The 20817-nt window shown below is 34.7% G+C and carries 18 protein-coding genes; 6 read left to right on the forward strand and 12 right to left on the reverse strand.

Annotation, left to right across the window (positions count from 1 at the left end; genetic code table 11):
- Window positions 1-174: 174 nt before the first annotated feature.
- From AB0A59_RS10235 to topA, 3 genes are all read left to right on the forward strand, one after another.
- On the forward strand, window positions 175-2910 hold the full coding sequence (locus AB0A59_RS10235; RefSeq protein ID WP_458743533.1) for a M1 family aminopeptidase: 2736 nt from the start codon (window positions 175-177) through the stop codon (window positions 2908-2910).
- A gap of 138 nt (window positions 2911-3048) precedes the next feature.
- Window positions 3049-3690, forward strand: a complete 642-nt coding sequence (locus AB0A59_RS10240) for a hypothetical protein (RefSeq protein WP_458743535.1) — start codon at window positions 3049-3051, stop codon at window positions 3688-3690.
- 166 nt (window positions 3691-3856) lie between these two features.
- Complete coding sequence (gene topA, locus AB0A59_RS10245; protein ID WP_458747595.1) at window positions 3857-6274, forward strand: DNA topoisomerase I; 2418 nt, start codon at window positions 3857-3859, stop codon at window positions 6272-6274.
- Window positions 6275-6443: 169 nt separating this feature from the next.
- Here the strand turns inward: topA and AB0A59_RS10250 are convergent, their stop codons facing one another.
- Window positions 6444-7037 (reverse strand): universal stress protein, encoded by a 594-nt coding sequence (locus AB0A59_RS10250; protein ID WP_458743536.1) that lies wholly within the window; start codon window positions 7035-7037, stop codon window positions 6444-6446.
- A 261-nt stretch (window positions 7038-7298) separates the two neighbouring features.
- Here AB0A59_RS10250 and AB0A59_RS10255 point away from each other — a divergent pair, with 261 nt between their 5' ends.
- Window positions 7299-9638 carry an aconitate hydratase gene (locus AB0A59_RS10255; RefSeq protein WP_458743538.1) on the forward strand — a complete coding sequence of 780 codons (2340 nt, stop codon included), beginning with the start codon at window positions 7299-7301 and terminating at the stop codon, window positions 9636-9638.
- A gap of 144 nt (window positions 9639-9782) precedes the next feature.
- On the opposite strand, the gene AB0A59_RS10260 is transcribed toward AB0A59_RS10255, so the two are convergent.
- The 8 genes from AB0A59_RS10260 to AB0A59_RS10295 form a co-directional block, all read right to left on the reverse strand.
- Entirely contained in the window at window positions 9783-10187 is a 405-nt protein-coding gene (locus tag AB0A59_RS10260) for an ASCH domain-containing protein (RefSeq protein WP_458743540.1), read from the reverse strand.
- Between the two features lie 225 nt (window positions 10188-10412).
- A complete protein-coding gene (locus tag AB0A59_RS10265; protein ID WP_458743542.1) occupies window positions 10413-11192 on the reverse strand; it encodes an SIR2 family NAD-dependent protein deacylase in 780 nt (259 codons plus the stop codon).
- A gap of 284 nt (window positions 11193-11476) precedes the next feature.
- Window positions 11477-12055, reverse strand: a complete 579-nt coding sequence (msrA, locus tag AB0A59_RS10270; protein WP_458743544.1) for a peptide-methionine (S)-S-oxide reductase MsrA — start codon at window positions 12053-12055, stop codon at window positions 11477-11479.
- Window positions 12056-12230: 175 nt separating this feature from the next.
- Complete coding sequence (locus AB0A59_RS10275) at window positions 12231-13004, reverse strand: hypothetical protein (protein WP_458743546.1); 774 nt, start codon at window positions 13002-13004, stop codon at window positions 12231-12233.
- 518 nt (window positions 13005-13522) lie between these two features.
- Entirely contained in the window at window positions 13523-14995 is a 1473-nt protein-coding gene (locus AB0A59_RS10280; protein ID WP_458743548.1) for an NAD-dependent succinate-semialdehyde dehydrogenase, read from the reverse strand.
- Between the two features lie 263 nt (window positions 14996-15258).
- Entirely contained in the window at window positions 15259-15924 is a 666-nt protein-coding gene (locus AB0A59_RS10285; protein ID WP_458743550.1) for a trimeric intracellular cation channel family protein, read from the reverse strand.
- 311 nt (window positions 15925-16235) lie between these two features.
- On the reverse strand, window positions 16236-16553 hold the full coding sequence (locus AB0A59_RS10290) for a hypothetical protein (protein WP_458743552.1): 318 nt from the start codon (window positions 16551-16553) through the stop codon (window positions 16236-16238).
- 281 nt (window positions 16554-16834) lie between these two features.
- A complete protein-coding gene (locus tag AB0A59_RS10295; protein WP_458743554.1) occupies window positions 16835-17017 on the reverse strand; it encodes a hypothetical protein in 183 nt (60 codons plus the stop codon).
- Between the two features lie 30 nt (window positions 17018-17047).
- On the opposite strand from AB0A59_RS10295, the gene AB0A59_RS10300 reads away from it, so the two are divergent.
- Window positions 17048-17338 carry an NADPH-dependent FMN reductase family protein gene (locus AB0A59_RS10300; protein WP_458743556.1) on the forward strand — a complete coding sequence of 97 codons (291 nt, stop codon included), beginning with the start codon at window positions 17048-17050 and terminating at the stop codon, window positions 17336-17338.
- Between the two features lie 53 nt (window positions 17339-17391).
- Here AB0A59_RS10300 and AB0A59_RS10305 read toward each other — a convergent pair whose 3' ends face one another.
- The 3 genes from AB0A59_RS10305 to AB0A59_RS10315 form a co-directional block, all read right to left on the reverse strand.
- On the reverse strand, window positions 17392-18192 hold the full coding sequence (locus AB0A59_RS10305) for a creatininase family protein (RefSeq protein ID WP_458743558.1): 801 nt from the start codon (window positions 18190-18192) through the stop codon (window positions 17392-17394).
- Between the two features lie 203 nt (window positions 18193-18395).
- On the reverse strand, window positions 18396-18902 hold the full coding sequence (locus AB0A59_RS10310; protein ID WP_458743560.1) for an amidase family protein: 507 nt from the start codon (window positions 18900-18902) through the stop codon (window positions 18396-18398).
- Window positions 18899-19831 carry an amidase gene (locus AB0A59_RS10315; protein WP_458743562.1) on the reverse strand — a complete coding sequence of 311 codons (933 nt, stop codon included), beginning with the start codon at window positions 19829-19831 and terminating at the stop codon, window positions 18899-18901. The genes AB0A59_RS10310 and AB0A59_RS10315 overlap by 4 nt, the downstream gene beginning before the upstream one ends.
- Before the next feature lie 509 nt (window positions 19832-20340).
- Here AB0A59_RS10315 and AB0A59_RS10320 point away from each other — a divergent pair.
- Window positions 20341-20673 (forward strand): hypothetical protein, encoded by a 333-nt coding sequence (locus tag AB0A59_RS10320; RefSeq protein WP_458743564.1) that lies wholly within the window; start codon window positions 20341-20343, stop codon window positions 20671-20673.
- Window positions 20674-20817: the final 144 nt, after the last annotated feature.

Raw genomic sequence — 20817 nt, forward strand, 5'->3', positions numbered from 1 at the left:
GTTGGGAAGACTAAAACCCAAGGCAGAAAAGTCAATCCAGTAAGCATCAGAGGATTTACATTTTCATGATTCTAATTCTATTCTATTTTCAATAGACTTATGTTTGAATAAGCGCTTATGGGTAAATGATAAAAGTAAAACGACATGATACAATTTAACAGAAATTCAATCAAAATGGAAAAAACAAAGACAGAAAAAAAAAGGTTTGTTTTTCCTGGAAGTAAAATCCACACTACTCCATTCTTATCCTATACGATTGAGCATATGTCATTAAAGATAAAGCCAGATCTTGTGAACAAGATCCTTATTGATTGCGAACAGCGAATGAGGATAAGAGCATTTAAAGATTTATCAGAAATCATGTTAGATATTTCTGATTTAAAAGTTACAAAGGTACACTCACAGTCGATAAATATTTCGAAATTTAGATGCGTTGATAACAAGCAAGTTATTATTGAATTTTCAGATCAATTTAGAGCCGGAAGCACAGTCGATATTGAAATTTCATATTCTGCAGGTTTTACAATCATTGACGGCAAGGAAAAATTCGATTCTCCAAAAACTGGTTTTCACTTTATTACAAAGGGTGATCAAGGTAAACGATCTCCATCATACCAAGCATGGACACAAGGTGAAGCAACTGAATCACGCTCCTGGTTTCCATCTATTGATACACCTCAAGTCAAATTTACTCTGGATATCGAAATTTCTGCACCACAAGGATATATGGTAATTTCAAATGGAATATTACAATCAAAAGTTAGAAAAGATGAATTCATAGTTTGGAGGTATGTTGAAAAGAAACCTCTTCCTTCCTATCTTGTGTCAGTTGTTATAGGCACCTTCTCAAAGTATGAATCAAAATATAGAGATGTTTCGCTCAACTATTACTGGCCAGAAGAAATTAAAGAAGAAGATGCCATGTTAACTTTTTCTGAGACTTCGCAAATGCTAAAATTCTTCGAAGAATATTTCGATACAAATTATCCATTTCAAAAATACTCTCAAACAGCAGTCGATAATTTTGAGTTTGGAGGTATGGAAAATACCACATGTACTACCCTAACCAGAAGAGTTTTGCATGACAAGCAAGCATCTAAAGATTATAGAAATGATATTTTTTTGGTGGTTCATGAGCTTGCACATCAATGGTTTGGAGATATGGTTACATGCAAGGACTGGCCTCACATCTGGTTAAATGAAGGGTTTGCTACATATTGTGAATCTTTGTATTGGGAAAATTCTCGGGGAAAAGATGAATTTCACTACAACCTGATAGAAGCCACAGATATCTATTTTGAAGAATCAAATAAACTCTATAATAGGCCAATTGTTACTAATGTATATAAGCATGTAGATGATTTGTTCGATGCCCATTCATATGAAAAATCAGGATTCATCCTCCATATGATTCGAAATTATATAGGAGAGCATAATTTTAGAAAATCACTTAAAGTCTATTTAGAAAAATATCAGAATAGATCGGCTGAATCACTTGACCTATTAAAAGTGCTTGAGGAAGTCTCTGGTAGAGAAATGACATCATTTTTCGATCAATGGATTTACAGAAAAGGTCACCCTAAATTGAAGATCGAGTACACGTTAGAACATAATAATTTAACCAAGAATGTTAAAAACACCCAAAAGCTAAAAATTAAAATTCAACAAAAAAATTATGATGAAAGAGTTGAAGATTTATCCAATTATTACCAATTTCAGTTGGAGTTTAAAATAAGCATTGTGGATAAATCTGGACAAAAAAGCCACTGGGTACATTTAATGAATGTGGACAACAAGGATTCAGAGTCTTTTGTTAATATAGATATCGATTCGAATATTGAATATATATCCATTGATCCAGAGTTTAAGATTCTAAAAGAGATAAGATCCGTTAAAGTAGTAAATGAAACCAGAGACTTTCAATTAAGGAAATTGCTATATAATCAGATGAAATATGGAGAAACCATCATAGAAAGAATTACCGCTTTAAGATATCTTAAGAAACTAAAATCAATCGATGGAATTAGAGTGATATCCGATGCAATTGTTCAAGACAAATTTTATGGAGTAGCCGTTGAGGCGGCTAATGCAATTGGTTCTTTTTATGATAAAAATGATTATGAAAAATCTGATAATTCATATCAGTCTTTACTTTCAATACTAAATAACAAATTAACCTTTGATGCTTTACGATCAGAGACCAAAAAAGCAATCATAAGAAATATCGGGAAATTTGAAAGAATTGAATCAATTAGTTTTCTTGAAGAATTGATTTACGAATCTAATGTCGAAAGTAATTTTGTAAGATCATCGGCCGCTACGGCTTTAGGAAAAAGTAGTAAGGAGATGGAGAAAGTAGAAAATAAGATCCTAATAATTTCCCTTCTAAAAAACCTTGTCGAAGGAACAAATACTTTTCAAAGTGTTTTAGCCACTGGGGCTTTGGAAGGACTAAAAGAGTTAACAATGGAAAGAGATGGCAAGATACACATTGAGATAGCTCATTTTATTCTGGAAAATACACTTGACTCAAAGGACTACTTTGTGAGAGCAAAAGCTACGTTAAATTTAGCCAAGTTTTTGGTTAACAAAAATGATATATCAAGCGCAGAAACTAGCGATATGAACCAAGCGGTGTTTAACCGACTAAAGGAACTCTTAAGAGATGACAGACGAAAGATAAAAATAAATGCATGTTCAGCACTAGCGGATGAAGATGGTAGATTTCATACTATACCAGATAAGAGAACTTATGAGACAATTGAAGTGCTAATAAACGTTGCGAAAAATGATTTGGATGGATTTGTAAGAAGAAAAGCTGAACACAGTGCAAATATCGTTAGAGAATGGATCAAAGATTGGGCAAGCAAACCCTTGTTAATTAATTGTGATTCAACATCTATTTCATAAAGTATATATTTACTTAGGATTCAGCATTTACCTAAATTAGGACCTTCATTTATCATTAGTGATAATATTATGGTCTATATTGTAATAGTATAAATTGATGGTTCTTAAACCTTTATATTTTCCCATTAGAATTTTTCTATGATGATCCTACCAGAAATCAAATATACTTTATCGGGAAAAATCGCTTTATTTCTTGCTTTTACTAGTTTTTCATTGGCCTCCCATATGATAATAGAGTCGGTTCCAACTGTATCATCCACTTTTGGTCAAACTGGTTCCTTACCATCAAACAGTTCCAATTCTAGTCTATTAACGATGAATAACGAAAATGTAATTGGTGATCCATTTTATACCGAAAATACGAAATCAACAAACATTAAAGTACTAAGTCTTGATCCCATTCCATCTGTTGAAGTTACCTATACTGGCAACAGCACTATGGGTGGAGCTCCAACCCAAACTATTGGTACAACAGTAGATAAAATGAACACTGACGGTACTGTTTCTTCTAAAGGTCAAGCAATAATACTGACAGCATCTGGTCAAGTCATAACCTACAGATCTGAATCGATAGGTACCTACAATCCGGATGGGAGTTTCTCAAATAACGGAGTAATGGTTTTCCACTTACCTTTCAAAACAAATTCAACTAGTTCTGCAGGCATCTCCTCGAATTCAACAGACACCATTTACACACAATTTGATAATTTATTTGGCATCTACAAAAAAACAGTAGATCCTGAGGGAAATGGTCTTACCAAGGTTTGGAAGTGGGGATAGACAAATCAAATTTCATGATGTATATGGTAGGTTATTATCTTCCTTCTGAATAATTAGATGTTTTCTATTTACCAACCTAGTAATAACCGGTATTCATAAAAGAAATGAAACCTAATAATTTATGTAGGTTGGTGTTTTTTCTATCGCAAATAGGTCCATAGTTGTCATATGTGAGAAACCATCTGTTGCAAAAAGAATAGCACAGGCGCTAAGTATTTATCATCGCCAACACAGCAAAAACCATTCAGACAAACCTATAGATCAAGAAAAAAAAGATAGGTCAGCGTCATCACCATCAGGATCATCTTTTGCCACATCATTTCCTACCATTAGAGGAATGGAAGGTCAAGATTACATTATCTGTCATGCTTTAGGGCACTTGTACGGATTGTCAGACTCTAATAAAGGAAATAAAAAAGTATTCCCAATCCTTTACCCAACTTGGTTACCATTATCTGTACTAAAAAGTAAAGGACCAAGCTCAAAATTTCTGGCTTTCAAGATTGAGAAAATATTAAGAGAGATTTCTGATATATCTAAAAATGCCGCAGGCTTTATTCATGCCTGCGACTATGACCAAGAAGGTGAAGTAATTGGATACAACATACTAGAGCACGCGTGTCACAACAAATACTCTATATCTAAAAGAGCCAAATTTTCATCACTTACGGATGAAGAAATAATACAATCATTTAACAATTTGTTATCCCCTAATGAAAAGCTAAAGGATGCAGGGACATCCCGGCATATGATAGATTTTATTTATGGAATTAATCTTTCAAGAGCGCTTACGAATTCCGTTAATAAGAAAGATTCTGTTGGAGAAAACAAGAAGGGTTACCATCAACTATCAATAGGAAGAGTCCAGGGTCCCACTCTAGCATTTGTTGTAGAAATGGAAGAAGAAATTAAAAGTCATATATTCGAACCTTATTGGAATGTTATAGCAGATTTTCAAAAAAATACGCAAATCATCAAAACTAATTATTATCCTCAAAGAATCGATTCAAAGTTAACTGCCGAAAATATAATCAACTCTTGTAAAAATCAACTAGGTAAAGTAACAGACATCAATATTCAAAAAACATCAATAAAACCACCTATTCCTTTTAACCTTGGAGACCTTCAAAAAGAAGCTTATAGGATATTTAGGTTTACTCCGAGTTACACCCTTTCAATCGCTGAGAAACTATATCTAGCTGCACTTATTTCGTATCCAAGAACATCAAGCCAAAAGTTACCCCCATCCATTAATTATGAAAAAATCATTAAAGCAGTTTCAAATATGGACAATAATTTACATCAGAACAGTTCGTATGGTAACAAAAAAACTAAATCAATTCTAGCTTATTCTGAAATCTCTTTAAAATTGCTAGCCAATAAAGTCCTCAAACCAAATGAAGGAAAGGAGACTGATCCTGCTCACCCAGCCATTTATCCAACAGGTCAAAAGCCAAAACGAAATCTTGAAGATTCAGAATTAAAACTACTAGATCTCATAATCAGGAGATTCTTTTCTTCATTTGGAGAAGCGGCCTCTTCTAGTCAAATTTCTGTCACAATAACAGTTAAAGACAAGTATACTTTTAGGTCAGAGGAGAAAAAAATTATATTTGAAGGATGGATTGAATTTTATAGACCCTATTTTGATTTATCGGGCTTTGTGGTCTTAGACTCGCTATCATTTCTAAAAAGAAACGATATTTTGGAAAATGTAAAAATAGCATTGTTAGAGAAGTATACCCAGCCTCCTCCCAGATATAATCAATCGACACTGTTACAAAAAATGGAAAGGGAAAAAATAGGTACCAAAGCCACCAGGTCTGAAATAATTAGCACTCTTTTTAAGAGAAATTATATAACCAATTTTATACCCTCTGATACCAGTAATCAATCTGTTACTAAGGATTCAAGGATACCATCAGAGAGTGCTTCAAATTCCAATGTTCAAAAAGAACAGCTAATCAAAGCAGAATATACAGGGATCCAAAAATCAGGATTGAGACCTACAGAAATAGGAATAGCTCTCCTAAATTCTATGAAACAATACATACCAAACATTGTTTCAACGAATCTAACAAGAGAAATGGAAACACAGCTAGAACAAATTGAATCAGGTAATACTACAAGTGTACAAGTAGTCGACAAAGCACGCAACCAAATTAAACAAGCAATACAGTCTTTCAATCTCAACGAAACTAAAATAGGCCAAGAAATCTCCTCAGCCTTGGAAGTCAATAAAACAGCCAGTTTATGGCGAAAACCCATAACTATTGTCACACTGGGTACTTGTCCCATTTGTAAGAGTGGTAATTTAGTAGTTAAAAAGGCGATTAAATCCAAAAAAAGATTTGCAGGCTGTACGAATTATGCATCAGTAAAATGCTTGGCTACTTCCCCATTACCGCAAAAAGGTATAATAAAAAGTAATGGAAAAAAGTGTGAAAAGTGCAGCTGGCCCGTTATCTCGGCTAGTGGTAATAATCAAGGCAAAAGATACCAATGGGAGTTTTGTATTAATTCAAAATGTCCTTTGAAAATATCTAGCAATAGTAGCAACATACAAGATACATCTTCCAAATAAATCTAAAAAGTCGATTCAAACATCGAACATAATGCAGGCTCTGGACAAAGATAGGTCAATTGGATTTGTCGATGTCGACTAATGTTATAAATAAATAAGTAAATAAATAAATAAAAATAACTTGCAGGATAGGCAGGTTAATCTTGTAATGACTATTTTTTTATCTATATTATCTTACTACAAGAACAGGGCAATGTGAATATTTCACCACTTCTGAAGCGGTACTTCCAACTAGCATTTTCTTCAAACCAGTTCTGCCCTTGCTTCCAATTACCAGCAAGTCGACGTTTTTGGATTCGGCGTAATCAACTATGGTTGATGCAGCTGAAGTTTCGGCTTCAATAATAGCAGTTTCAAAGCTTGAATCCGTTGAATCAGTAGGATTAGAATCAGCTGTGTTACTAGGGGCGTTGGTAGTAGAGGTGGAGGTGGAGGTGGAGGTGGTTGAAGTAGCAGTATTAGTAGTTCCTTCCGAAATCACTTTATCATTACTAGGCATCAATATCTTCTTTTTATTTGATTTGTACTTTTCTCTAAGTGAATTCATCAATTCCTCAAATTTTTCGCGTTCCTTTTCTAACTTGTCAGAACCGTATGTAGGGGCTAATATCACACTTGAAAGTAAGTATGGGTACTTGTAACTATCCAATACGTGTAAAATGATCAAAGATGAATTGTATTTAGTGCCTATTTCCATAGCGGATTCAACGGCATCCATTGAAGGTTTCGAACCATCAAATGCAACCAAGATTCTTGAAAACATCTGGCTTTTTGTTTAAACTATAACTTATTTTAATTGTTTGATTGAATATAGATATCATCATTTTATTTTGAACCATAATAACTATCATTTCTCACAATTACGAAATAATCATCCCAGATTATTTCCATAATACTAGTAAACCAGATATTAATGAACAGAAATCATATAATTAATTACAATTTTTTGACTTTTTCTGAATTAGCAGCCGAATGCATTAGTGATAAATATTGGCAAGTGCATTTTAAAGTACGTGTCTTCTGTATGTCAATAGATCAAAATTCTATGAAATTGAAAGGAAAAACCACCAAGACAGACTTGGTTTCAAAAGTATATGAAAAACTACAAAGAAATATTCAGAGATATAAACAGGTTTCAGATAAACCGCTCACCCTTGGAGAAAAAATCCTGATAGGTCATCTTGATGAATCTACTGATTTTATGACTTTTAATGGTTTGACACCTGGAAATGGATATATCTTGTTAAATCCAGATAGAGTTGCGCTTCAGGACGTTACAGGACAGACAACTATTCTTCAGTTTATGCAGGCAGGTATAAAACAGGTTTTAGTTCCCACCACAGTTCATTGCGATCATTTAATCCAAGCCAGGGTGGGCAGTGAATCTGACACTAAAGCAGCAATTTACGAAAATAATGAAGTCTATCAATTTTTAGAATCTGCCTGTAGAAAATATGGAATTGGATTTTGGAAGCCTGGTGCAGGGATAATTCACCAGGTTGTCCTAGAAAACTACGCCTTTCCAGGTGGTTTAATGATTGGAACAGACTCACATACTCCAAATGCCGGAGGACTTGGAATGCTCGCAATAGGGGTAGGTGGACTAGACGCTGCCGAAGTTATGGCCGGGCTGCCTTGGGAGGTTTTGTATCCTAAAAGAATCGGCGTATATTTAACAGGAAAACTAAACGGTTGGACATCCCCTAAAGATATCATTCTATACGTTGCCTCAAAACTTTCCGTGTCTGGTGGAACAAACGCAATTATAGAATACTTTGGACCAGGGGCAAGAAATGTAAGCTGTACAGGAAAGGCCACAATCACTAATATGGGAGCAGAGATTGGTGCCACTTGCTCTGTATTTCCATACGACCCCAAAATGGAATCTTATTTGATTTCTACTGGCAGAAAGGACTTAGCAGATATTGCAAATAAAAATAAAGACTTGCTTGTACAAGATCCGTCAATTGAGGAAGAAATTAGCCAGAATCATGAAAACGCCTCCAAATATTTTGATCAGCTTATCGAAATAAACCTAGATGAACTCGAACCCTACATTGTTGGCCCACATACGCCTGATCTAGCTAGACCCATCTCAAAAATGGCCCAAGACATTCAAAAGAACAACTATTTAGACACCATCTCTGTTTCTTTGATAGGAAGTTGCACAAATTCTTCATACGAAGACATGTCTCGTGCAGCCGATATCGCAAAGCAGGCGGTAGAAAAAGGAATCAAGACAAAATCCCCTCTTCAAGTGACACCGGGCTCAGAAATGATAAGAGAAACTATAGAAAGAGATGGTCAAATTCAATTATTAAGAGATATTGGGGCTAATGTATTAGCTAATGCTTGCGGACCATGCATAGGACAATGGAACAGGCCGGAAATAAAAAAAGGGGAGCCAAACACCATAGTCACATCCTATAACAGAAACTTTCCAGGAAGAAATGACGGCAGAAGGGAAACCATGAACTTTATTGGCAGTCCAGAACTTGTGATTGCTCTTGCACTAGGTGGGCGTCTTTCCTTTAATCCATTAGAGGACGAGCTTGTAGCAAGCGACGGTACAAAATTCAAACTAAACCCCCCAAAAGTAGCCTCCGAAGTACCCAATAATGGGTTTAAAGATACAGCGGATATTTATGTCCCTCCTGCGCTGGACCCAGAAAGCTTAGCAGTGGTAATTGACAAGAACAGTCAAAGGCTTCAAGCATTAGAGCCCTTTTCAGAATGGGATGGAAACGACTTTAGTAAGCTACCGGTATTGACAAAGGCAAAGGGAAAATGTACAACCGATCATATTTCGCCAGCAGGTCCTTGGTTAATGTACAGAGGTCACCTCGATAGACTAAGTGACAATTTGTTACTAGGTGCAGTAAATGCATTTAGAGAGGGAGAAGTAGGTAAGGGATTGAATCTTTTAAATAACAACATTGAAACTTTTTCCCATATTGCTAGAGAATATAAGCAGAATGGATTAAAATGGATAATTATCGGTGATAAAAATTATGGCGAAGGTAGCAGCCGTGAGCACGCAGCAATGTCTCCCAGATTTTTAGGATGTGCTGCTGTAATTGCAAAAAGTTTTGCAAGAATTCATGAAACAAATCTAAAGAAACAAGGGATTCTTGCCTTAACATTTGTTGAATCTTCTGATTATGAAAAAATAAGAGAAGATGATAAAATAAGCATAATTAATTTGCAAGATCTTAGACCTAAAGGAGTAGTAACGGCCATAATATACCATAATGATGGCTCGCAAGAACAAGTACCTCTAATACATTCATACAATGAGGCTCAACTAAAGTGGTTTCGTGCTGGCTCTGCCCTTAACATCCTTAGAACTAATGATAAAGTTTAATGGTTCATTCGCTCATTCACTAACTCGCTTTCTTCTTTGTTACCTACATATATCCCACAAACAAGGCAAGATAACAATTAGGCACGCCTGGTCAGACAAAACAGAGTTTATTTAGATCATCAATCTTAAGTGCAATTTTCGCTTCTAAAAAATATTCAAATCAGAGACCTCAAAAAATCCTAATTTCCCGGAATATGGAATTTCTTCCCTGAATTTAACAGGGTCTTTTACTAAGAAACCATACCTCTTAAATGAATGATTTGATTTTATGTCTGGTGCAATCAAGAAATGCTTATGCCGGTCACGCAAAAAAACATCCATCGTTGCGTACCTTATTACATCATATAGGAACGCTTTTCCAATAATTGCGCCCTTAACTAACTTGTTTTCGTCAAAACCTAAAGCAGAGCATGCATCCATATTTACATTTTTTGAGGCATGTATTAAAAAGGGACCTCGAAAGTTAGTGTTCCATTTTCTGATTTCAATAGTTTTTTTTTCACTTGCAAGCAGTTCAGCATAAGGCTGTTTTAAAGAAATGCATTTCAAATGTTTTAAATTTTGTAATAATAATATTTAAAGTATAATGATGTTTCTCAAAGAGGAATGCCTAATTTGCTTTCACATATTCTCGAATTCATATAGATAGGAACGATCATCCAAGTGATAGAATCTACATGTACTCAGTCACTTCTCAAGCGTAAACACATTTTGAAATTCACATTCAATCTATTAAAATCTGATTATCCTCTCTCTTCTTGAATAAATCAATTATTAGCCAAGATCAAATATATTGGATAAAATCTTTGATGCGTTTCCTCTAATAGAAAAATCCATTATTGAAGTCATCTCAGTAACATTGAGATTTATCTCTATGAGCACAGCGTGGTTTTTGATAGCATAATATGGTAAAGTATTGGCTGGTGATACATTTAATGATGAGCCAATAACAAACATTACATCACATTCTGTTGATAACTGGACTGCCTGTCCCCACGCGTCTACAGGTAATTGTTCCTCAAAAAGTACTACATCAGGCTTTAATATACTATTACATGCTGAACAAACTGGAATTTTATTTTCATTATAGTTGTTAAAAAAATTGGCATGATTGTACTGTTCTCTTTTTCCGCATTCTAGACAAACTATTCCAAAAATGTTTCCATGTAGTTCAATCACATTTTGGGAACCTGCACGTTGATGTAATCTATCAATATTTTGAGTTATAATCCAACTCCGCTCTGGTTTTATTTTTTCAAATTTCCCGATAGCTATATGAGCATTATTACAATCGGCTTCGACTACCAGTCTTTGCCGTGAATAAAAGAAATCCCAAACCAATTTTGGATTTGAAATGAAGGCAGAGTGCGATGCAAGTTTTGATGGGTCATACGTTTTCCACAATCCATCTTTATCTCTAAATGTAGGAATTCCACTTTCCCTTGAAATCCCCGCTCCTGTAAAAAATACAATATTTTCTGATCCTTCAATTATTTTGCGAATTTGAGCTATGTCGTAGAGATAATCGTCCTGCTTGCCATCCCTGGTACTCATTCTTGCTTATAACGAAAGAATCTGAATTCATAAATGTATCTGGTTCCTAATTCTCTAGGTATTTAAGTGAGAATCCAAATGGTGATGGTATATTTTAAATAATATAGACGGACAAACGAACGGATTCTTCTATCCACTCAGAAATTCAATAGGGAAGAAGCAAGCTCTTTTAAATGGAATAACTTTCCGATATTGTGGATCTGAATATTATATTCATCAATGTAATAGCATATTGGTCAAAAGTCTGAATGACTGATTTACTCAAAGTAGGTAAATCATCAAACCTACAGGTATTCGTGCTTCACATTGTCCTGAAATTTTGATAATAATTTTTGTACTTTTGGATCAATCACATAACTACAGTATGGTACATCCTTGTTGTTATCGTAGTAATCCTTATGATACTGCTCAGCTGGATAAAAATTTTTGAATGGAGTGATTTCAGTGATAACAGGATTAGAGTATACTTTCATTTTCTCAATATTTTCTTTCACTGATATTGCGATATCTTTCTGTTTTGCAGTTTGATAAAAAATAGCAGATCTATATTGTGTTCCTATATCATTTCCCTGTCTATTAAGTGTCGTTGGATCGTGAGTATACCAAAATATTTCAAGGAGTTTTTCTAAGGAGATTATTTGTGAATCAAATCGTATTTGGATAGCTTCTGCGTGACCGGTTTCGCCGGTACAAACTTGGTCATATGACGGGTCCTTTACGAATCCCCCTGAATATCCAGGTTCAACAGACAGGATTCCACGAACTCTCTTAAAAACGGCTTCTGTGCACCAAAAGCAACCGTTTGCCAGAATTATCTCTTCAATACTATTAGACTTGCTTGAATTTTCGCTGTTGCGATTCATGTGAATAGTCTAGGTGACCACCATATTAGATTTATTGCCTTGCTACATCTATTCAACTGTATAGATTTAAAGAATGTAAAGATTTGGACAATATATTGTCTTTAAATTAATAATTTCATAAAAAAAGAAATTAAGGATAGAATTTCTAGTTGACAAGATACAGGTCCATCTTGATCTATTTTCTAAGTTTAGTTAGTTCCTTTGCAACAGCATCAATAGTATACGTTACTGTGAAGGGCTCTCCGCTGGTTTTGTGAAATACTAATGCATTACCTGCGAAATTTAGTGTCCCTGAACTTATCCCTGTACCATTAATTTCGATTGGGACGTCAACTAAATGTCGAAGGTGAGTTATCGCAATACTCTTATTTCCAGGCAAAACTGCATGATATGGCTCTGCATGTGTTGAATCTGGATTTTCTATAGGTACATAAGTATGAAGAACCTCGACTTCTATCGGTTTACTTGCTGTAAATGTTACTGTGCCTGACCAAATATTCCCGTCAATCCTTAGAGGAAGGGCAAAAACTACTTCATGGGATGGTTGACCAGGATGCCTAACTGGTGCGGGTACAGACATTGAAGTGTTTTGAATGGTTATCTCCTCTAGAGCTAATAGGTTAAATGATGGTATTTCAGCCTGGGAACTTGTGGTCCCATTTGAAATGGAATTTGATGAATTTGATTCTAAGAGATTATTTATGTCATTTACAATGCTCAAAAAGGATCCAGCTGATAAGTTTTCATTATCTGTCAAAGCAGTCATACTGGTTTGATTATCACCATCACCGCTAATACTACTATCGCTACTGCTGCGAAGGACATTAGATGAATCCAGTTGAGCATACGAAACTTGATATGGGAAAAAAATTATCGCCGCCATAAAAATAAATGTTGCAATACCAGTTTTTGCAAAAAAGATATTTTGTCTTTCCTCTTTATATACCATTTCTATATTCATTATCTACCTCATAACCGATGTAAAAGAAGTAAAAAAATCTTTGCTAATTGGAGAGAACTGTTTAGCAATCAAGCTCAATTTGATTAACGATTCACCACAATAAAATCTGTGATATCCATGATCTTTCGCTAATAGGCATGTTTGCTTGATTTATTCATAAACCTTATCTAAATTTGAGGGCAAAAACGGACATCGTTCAATAAAACATTAAGCCATATGATAATCTAATAAAACATTAAACCAACAGGATAAAACCAATTTCGATAAATTTGCAGCTTTGGAATATAAAAGACATATTGTATCTTGTTTTGTGAAATTTTATGATGTTATTGCAAATTCCTAATATGGTTCAAAATAAACATCAAAAAGGGTCAGGCAAGTCACTTGATGGTCAAAATGTTAGCTATTCATAAAATATTATTCGAGGGCCAGATGGCCAAACTTAGCTACCTCAATAAAGCTAAGATAGCACAGAAATAGGGTCGCTTTAACAGTTACTTTGCTTCTTACTCCACATAATGGTGATGTATTAACTGATCATAGAATCTTATAGACTTGATATTTACAAATTCAAACATTCCATGCTTAGATAATTCCCTGCCAAATCCACTATTTTTAATCCCACCAAATGGAACTCTTGGATCTGATACAACGACATTATTGACCGTAACGATTCCTGCCTGCAGTAATTTTGAGTACTTTTCGGCTTTCCCCAAATTTTGGGTCCAAATGCTTGCTCCGAGGCCAAATTTTGTATCATTTGCTATTTCCAATGCTTGTTGTTCATCTTCTACCACTATTACGGGTGCAACTGGCCCAAATGTTTCCTCTTGTGCCACCTCCATATTAGGAGTAACGTTTTTTAAGATAGTAGGTTTGTAGAAATATCCTTTTTCATGTCCTCCAATTTTTTCACTCAAGCGTTGCCCACCCGTTACCAATTCTGCGCCCTCTTTTAAGGATCTCTTTACCATCTCGTCTATACTTTCTAGTGAAGAAGAATTTACCAATGGTCCTATATCTGTCTCATCCGACAAAGGATCTCCAATCTTTAACTTTTCTGTCTTTTCAACAAATTTTTCAATAAATTGAGAAGCTACGTTTTTAACAACAATAAACCGTTTGGATGCTATACAACTTTGTCCACAATTTATGAAACGTCCTTTTACAGCCCCACTTGACGCTTTATCTATATCTGCATCTTCACAAACGATAAATGGATCGCTACCTCCTAATTCCAATACTATCTTTTTTAATTGAGCGGTTGCATTCTTGGCCACCTTTGCACCCACAGGTACACTACCAGTAAAAGTAACGGCACTAACATCTTCAGAGTTAATTAAATATTCTGCTTCAACAGAGGAAGCAATAACGGTCTTAAAAACGTTGTCAGGTAAACCAATTTTTTCAAAAACTTTCTCAATTTCCAATCCACATTGCATAGTAACACTTGAAGGTTTCAAAATGATGGTATTACCAGCAATCAGTGACGGTGCAGCGAATCTAAGGGCCTGCCAATATGGAAAATTCCAAGGCATTAGACTAGCGATTACCCCCAACGGTTCAAATGTGACAATAGATTTCCTAGCGTCTGTATTGATAACTTCATCATGTAAAAAGACTGCACCATTGTCAGCGAAATATTCTACAGCCCAAATACACTTGTCTATTTCGGATCTAGCTTCTTTAATGGTTTTTCCCATTTCTGACGTAGCTATTCGTGCAAGCTTTTCCTTTTCCTTCTTAAACTCATTTGCAAAGGCATAAAGGAAGCTTGTTCTCTTCCGATAATCCTTTTTCCATTCTTTGAATGCTTTCTTAGATTTATTGGCTAAAGCGGTGATTTCATCTTTTGATATGAGCTGGTATGCTTTAATAATTTCTTCAGTAGCAGGATTAACAGTGGTTATAATACTATGATTTTTTTCTTTACTTCTTGGTGTATTGTTTTCTTTTAGAGGGACATTGTTAGAATTCAATGGATATCCAAGCATCTCCTATTCATAAGCTGCAATTTATATAGTACTTTTAATGATTATTGGAATTAAACTTTGCTAATGTCTTCTATAGTGCAATCTTGGTTTTGCTATCAACTCAATTTTGTGACCTGACATAATATGGCTACCTAGTTATCTGAAGCTGAAGTTAATAACACGCGTATCTCGCATTCTTACAGGGTCGGCTTAATGCCATTTTGATTTTGAAATTGATAAAATATGAAGGCAATTGTTGTTTTTGAAAGTCAAGTTTTAACCTTTGGTAAATTCCAAGCATATTTTATAGCTAATAACCGAATGCCCGTAGCTGAGATAATTCCGCTAATCGCTGCTATAACGGGATCTGACAAAATAATCAAAACATAAAAAACAATTACGCCTACAAAACTGGCTGTAGCATATAGTTCTCTAACCAATACTAGTGGTATTTCATTAACTAGGACGTCTCGCAGGATTCCTCCCCCAGTAGCTGTGATTAGACCGCCAATAGAAACTAGGAGTAAATTTGGACCAAAAATAGAATAAGCAATGCTTGCCCCGATTACTGTGAATACCCCTAATCCTACCGCATCGCATTTTAGAAAAATATTCCAATGTCGCTTCAATCTAGGATACAAGAAAAAAATAGAAAAACCTGTAATGATTGATAAGATCAAGTACATAGGATCTGATAAGGCAGTAGGCGGATATTTTCCAAAAATAATGTCTCGTGCCAATCCCCCTGCGAGCCCAGTAACACCGGAAAGAATAACTACTCCGACAATGTCAGCTTTTTGATCTATTGCTTTGAATGCTCCCGTAATTGCAAATGCAACAGTACCAAAATAATCAAGAAAAAGTATGATCTCTGGATAGTAAATAAAGACATAGTGCGAGTCAATCATACACAAATAGTAACTAGAATAAGACATATTTGAGATTGCATCGTTGCGATGAAATAGATAATAAATTTGGTCTAGTAATTATTAATGATTGCATTTAGTCGATTCGAAGGTTGTTTTAGCGCTTTGTTGATTGATACAATTTGTGTTTACTCTGATTGTTGCGCCATAAACATGCTCATAGATAGAAAGACCTTTTAGTGAAAATCTCAGACTAAAATACAATGTCTATTCTCGCTGGTTCTAATATTACCAGCAAGAATACTATAAGTGGATAAATTGAATAAAGATATCAAAATAGTTATTGTTTATTTTCTATAATTTGAAAAGATTTGGAAAGGTTAAAAGGGATTAGGAAATGTTGGCAAAAAAATACCCACTATTGATACTACGATCCAGATAACAACAGCAATCAAAACAGCCTTGAGCCATCCCGCACCATAGAGCCACTTGAGGGATATTAACCAAACAATACCCCCTATTGCGGCTGCTAAAACGCCATTTCCAAATATATAAGAAACAATACCAAACATAATTGAGCCTAAAAGAGCAGCAAAGAAGGCAGTTTTAATTCCCTCCTTTTCACCCAATAACTTTGTAACTACATAGATTAGAAGAGTTGATACCACTAAACCGATCAAGAAACTTAGAATTCCCAATTATATGACTTCGTATTATGAATTACAAATATTAAGGTTATCCAGTTTGGGCGAGTCTTTTACCTTAACATAGCCTCCGTTTAAACAACCAAGATAACATGTGTAGTCAATACAATTTTCGTATCGTCGAAGCCTTCATAAAAATGAATTATGACTGATTCATTTTCACATATAAAATTTATGTAGTTTTATAGGGACCACCATAATATTTGAGAGGATTTCAAAATTTATTCTTCTTTTTTAAGATGTTTAAATATAGATGAGATGACCTAAGAAATCGCTTATGAAGCAAAGAATGTTCCATTTCCCGTGGAACCCTGCGAAATGGCAGATGACGTTTTCATCAAAGGTAATTTCACAAACCGGATGGACAAAAATCGTTGAAGTTTCGTAATGAGAATGTCCAAATATGATGCAATTATTTTTGACTCAGCCAAAAGATTTGAAAATATAGCAGCACCCATGAAGGCTCTCTGAAGTCGAACCAGTGATTTATGGATAGAGGATCACTCATAGACGAGCTAAGTGCGGTATTTAGTGCAGCTACTTTAGTTTATGGCGATCAGAAAAGTACTACTACTATTTCAATGATGGTTCCAGTCCTTCAGCATGGAATGATAATTGTAGGTGCTCCTGACGCCGTTTCCAAACTAACTCAGAGTGGAGTGTCCTATGGCCTTAGAAGAAGTGTAGGACCTAGATCAAATAAAGAAATTTCTGAACCAGACACCAAGATAACTAGGGCACTAGGAAAAAGAATATCTGAATTGACACAGAAACTATGACAAAACGCTCTTTGGAAATATAAAACAAGATTTCCTCATCCAAGACAATAAATCTATTCAAAATTACTTGTTGATACTCCATACTTCCAATTGCTATTGTTCATTTTGTTTATGAAATCTAAAACAACCCTTTTGAGAATATCTATAATTTCCTGTCCCTTTTGAACTGATGCCTCTTTTGGGGCGCCTGTTGCACCGGTTGTAGTCAGTTCACTAAATTTCCAGTAAAGTCGAATATCATCACTAGGCAGGTTCGGAATAATCTGTTCCGGTGCCGAGCGTATGTCCACTAGATCAGGTCTTATTGCCATCATGACAGAAGTTTCTGCTTCTCCACCATGCCCTAACCCACTCCACACATTGAAAAGATTTGAGTTTTTTTGACCAACTAATACCCACCATGATTCAAGACAAGCAATAATCATATCCGGATATCTATTTTTCAAATTTCGAGAAGCTACCTCTATTGGTGCAATATTGCCATCATGACCATTTATTATAACTACTTTTTTAATATTATTTTTTGCCAAACTATCTAGGACATCTTCAATCATAGAAATCATTGTGGAAAATTTTAGACTCATGGTCATTTGAAAATCATTGTGATGTATACTAACTCCATATGGGATGACAGGCAATATGAAACAGTTATGATCAGAAGAGGGATTGCTTTTGACAATATCATCGGAAATGATTTTCGCAAGATTCATTGGAAATATAGAGTCAGAGCCAAAGGGTAGATGATCTCCATGATTTTCACATGAACCGAGAATAAGGAAAGCAATAGAATTGTTGTTGACCACTTTTCTAACCTGATCTGCGTTCAATTCTTCTAAGAGTAATTTTCTATCCATTAAATCAATCAACTTCTAATTGAATGTGCTATACTTTAAATTTTCATTCTTAATACATTACCATTAAGTTTCAGACAGTTTAGTGCATTGTTGGATAATCTTTTGGAATTATATGGCTGCAGCAAATATTATGATTCAATCAATCATTTTAGAGTGAATTAATAAACTAAATCTTGGTCTTTTTCCTTGATATTAATTGATAATTAAATCTTCTTTTTTTCTTTTCTAGTATCCTGAGTCAACACACCATTTGATCCAACAAGTTCTTCAATCTTGTGTGCTACAAATAAAACTAAGTGATCTCCATACGGAGGACCTATTGTTTGAAGGCCTACTGGAAGTACACCTTCTTTCTCAGAAACAAATCCCAGTGGAATTGTAATTGCAGGAATTCCCATACTGTTGAATACTACGGTGTTCCTTAGTAAAGATTTTCGGACATTCAGTTGGAGATCATCGATTATTATATCAATTTTTCGTAGTTTGGGCACCAAGATAACTGTGGTTGGTAATAGAATCGTGTTAATTCCACTATTAAAAACTTTCATAAATTCATCCTTGATTTTTTCTATTTGTTCTTTGGCTCGAGTGTACTCATTAGTAGTTATGTGATTTCCCTCTATTAGCATTTTTACCACATCAGATCCAAATAGGCCTGCATTTGATTCCAGCCTTTTTGCATGAATTTTAGAAGCCTCGTATAATCTCACCTTCTTCCAGCTAAAAAAAAGTTATTTGTATACTTTATGTGAAAATTCTTTACCAATATTGGAGATTCTAAAACAATCTTTAAGAAATCAAAAAACATTTTCTTAATTCGATGATCAATAACTTTAAGGAAATATCCGTTCGGAATTCCTACAACTAATGAAGAAATACTCAAATGTTTGTTGTAAAGCAATGTATTTTTTTTTACTTTCAAGAAATTTTTGTGATTACATAGTCCTTCAAATATTGCATTTGAGTCCCACACACTTCTTGTCAACCAGCCAACATGATCCAAAGATGGTGAAAGTGGAAATATGCCTGAATTTCTTATTACACCATAAGTCGGCTTCATCCCTACTACACCACAAAGGGATGCTGGAACTCTTACAGAACCACCTGTATCAGTACCCAAAGAAAATACAACCATACCAGTAGCTACGGCAATTGCAGAGCCTCCACTAGAACCTCCAGATATTCTAGACAAATCCCATGGATTTTTCGAGTCTCCGTATATAGAATTTTTGCCTGTAATTCCGGACGCAAATTCGTTTAGATTATTTTTACCCATAAGAATCGCCCCTTTTTTATTCAAGATTTTTACAACTGATGCTGTAGAGTTAGATACATTACTATCATAAAATTTAGATCCTGCAGTAAATTTGATGCCCTTTACATGAACCATATCTTTAATAGAATATGGAATTCCTAGCAGTGGATTCAAAAGATCATTCTGTTTTACTCGTCTATCGCATTGCTCAGCGAATTCGAAAATTTTTTCTTCGTCGAGAACAGTGATGAAAGAATTTAGTTTATGATTGAATTTTTTAATTTGGCCCAAGCAGAACCGTGTCAATTCCGTAGGAAGCAACTCGCCATTTTGTATGGATTTGGATAGGCTTTCTATGGTAAATGGAGATATTGGAGGCGTCAAATCAAACATAATTTCAAGTATACCAACCACTCTTTAGATTTTAAGTTATTTGATAAGTATCATATTCAGAAATTTACTTTGATATATACATTCCAAACGTTTTTCTATTGCAATTACCTTTCCAGCTAAAATTGATGAAGTTATTTTATTGTCAAAAGCAGTAAAGAGTGTTAAACTACAAAGATGCATTATTGGTTTTATTATGTTTAATAGAATATTGAAAGATTTATTACAATTCTACGTTATTGTTTCTTCCTTCAGTGCCAACCATATTTCAGTTTATTTTCACTTTCAGGTATCGAATAGCCTCATATGATTTTTATGCTACGGACAAAAATAGGGTTAAAAAAGATTTTAAGCTAAATACGTGTATGAAAGCATTGATATAATTTTTAAAGGAAAAAATAACATAGACTATCACACTAAGATTACTGACTATGATTCGTCAAAATGATTGGTCCAAACATTGTTAAAAAATGGGTAAATAGGATATAATACTTTTCAACCTGATGAACAAAATATTAACAGGAATAGTTTCAGCCTTACTCGTAGTAGGAATTGTTGGAATGTATATTCCAAATGTATCAGCAACTATTGAACATTGTTCTGGTAATAGTGCACTAGCACAAGAAGGTAGTAGTTCAGCAGAGCAAAGCCCGATGCAAGGGCAAGCAAGTGGTTCTGACGCACAATCTATTGCACCAGAATTTAATGCTTTAACTGGTAACAGTCTTAATTTGGATACACAACAAAATGGCGATTGTTTATCACCATTAGCTGGACTTGAAAACGAAAATCCATTAGCAGCTACAACAGCTCTCCAAAATAGCACCGCCAACTAGTATAACAACTACCCCTCAGGGGTTTTAATATTTTTTCTTTACTTTTGTTTTTCTATTGATTTTCACAATATTACCTTATATTGGCTATAGTCTAATATCAATAGATACCATAACTACGTTATTATATTGATAAATTGTTTCTAA

It is taken from the genome of Candidatus Nitrosocosmicus sp. T (assembly GCF_054408485.1).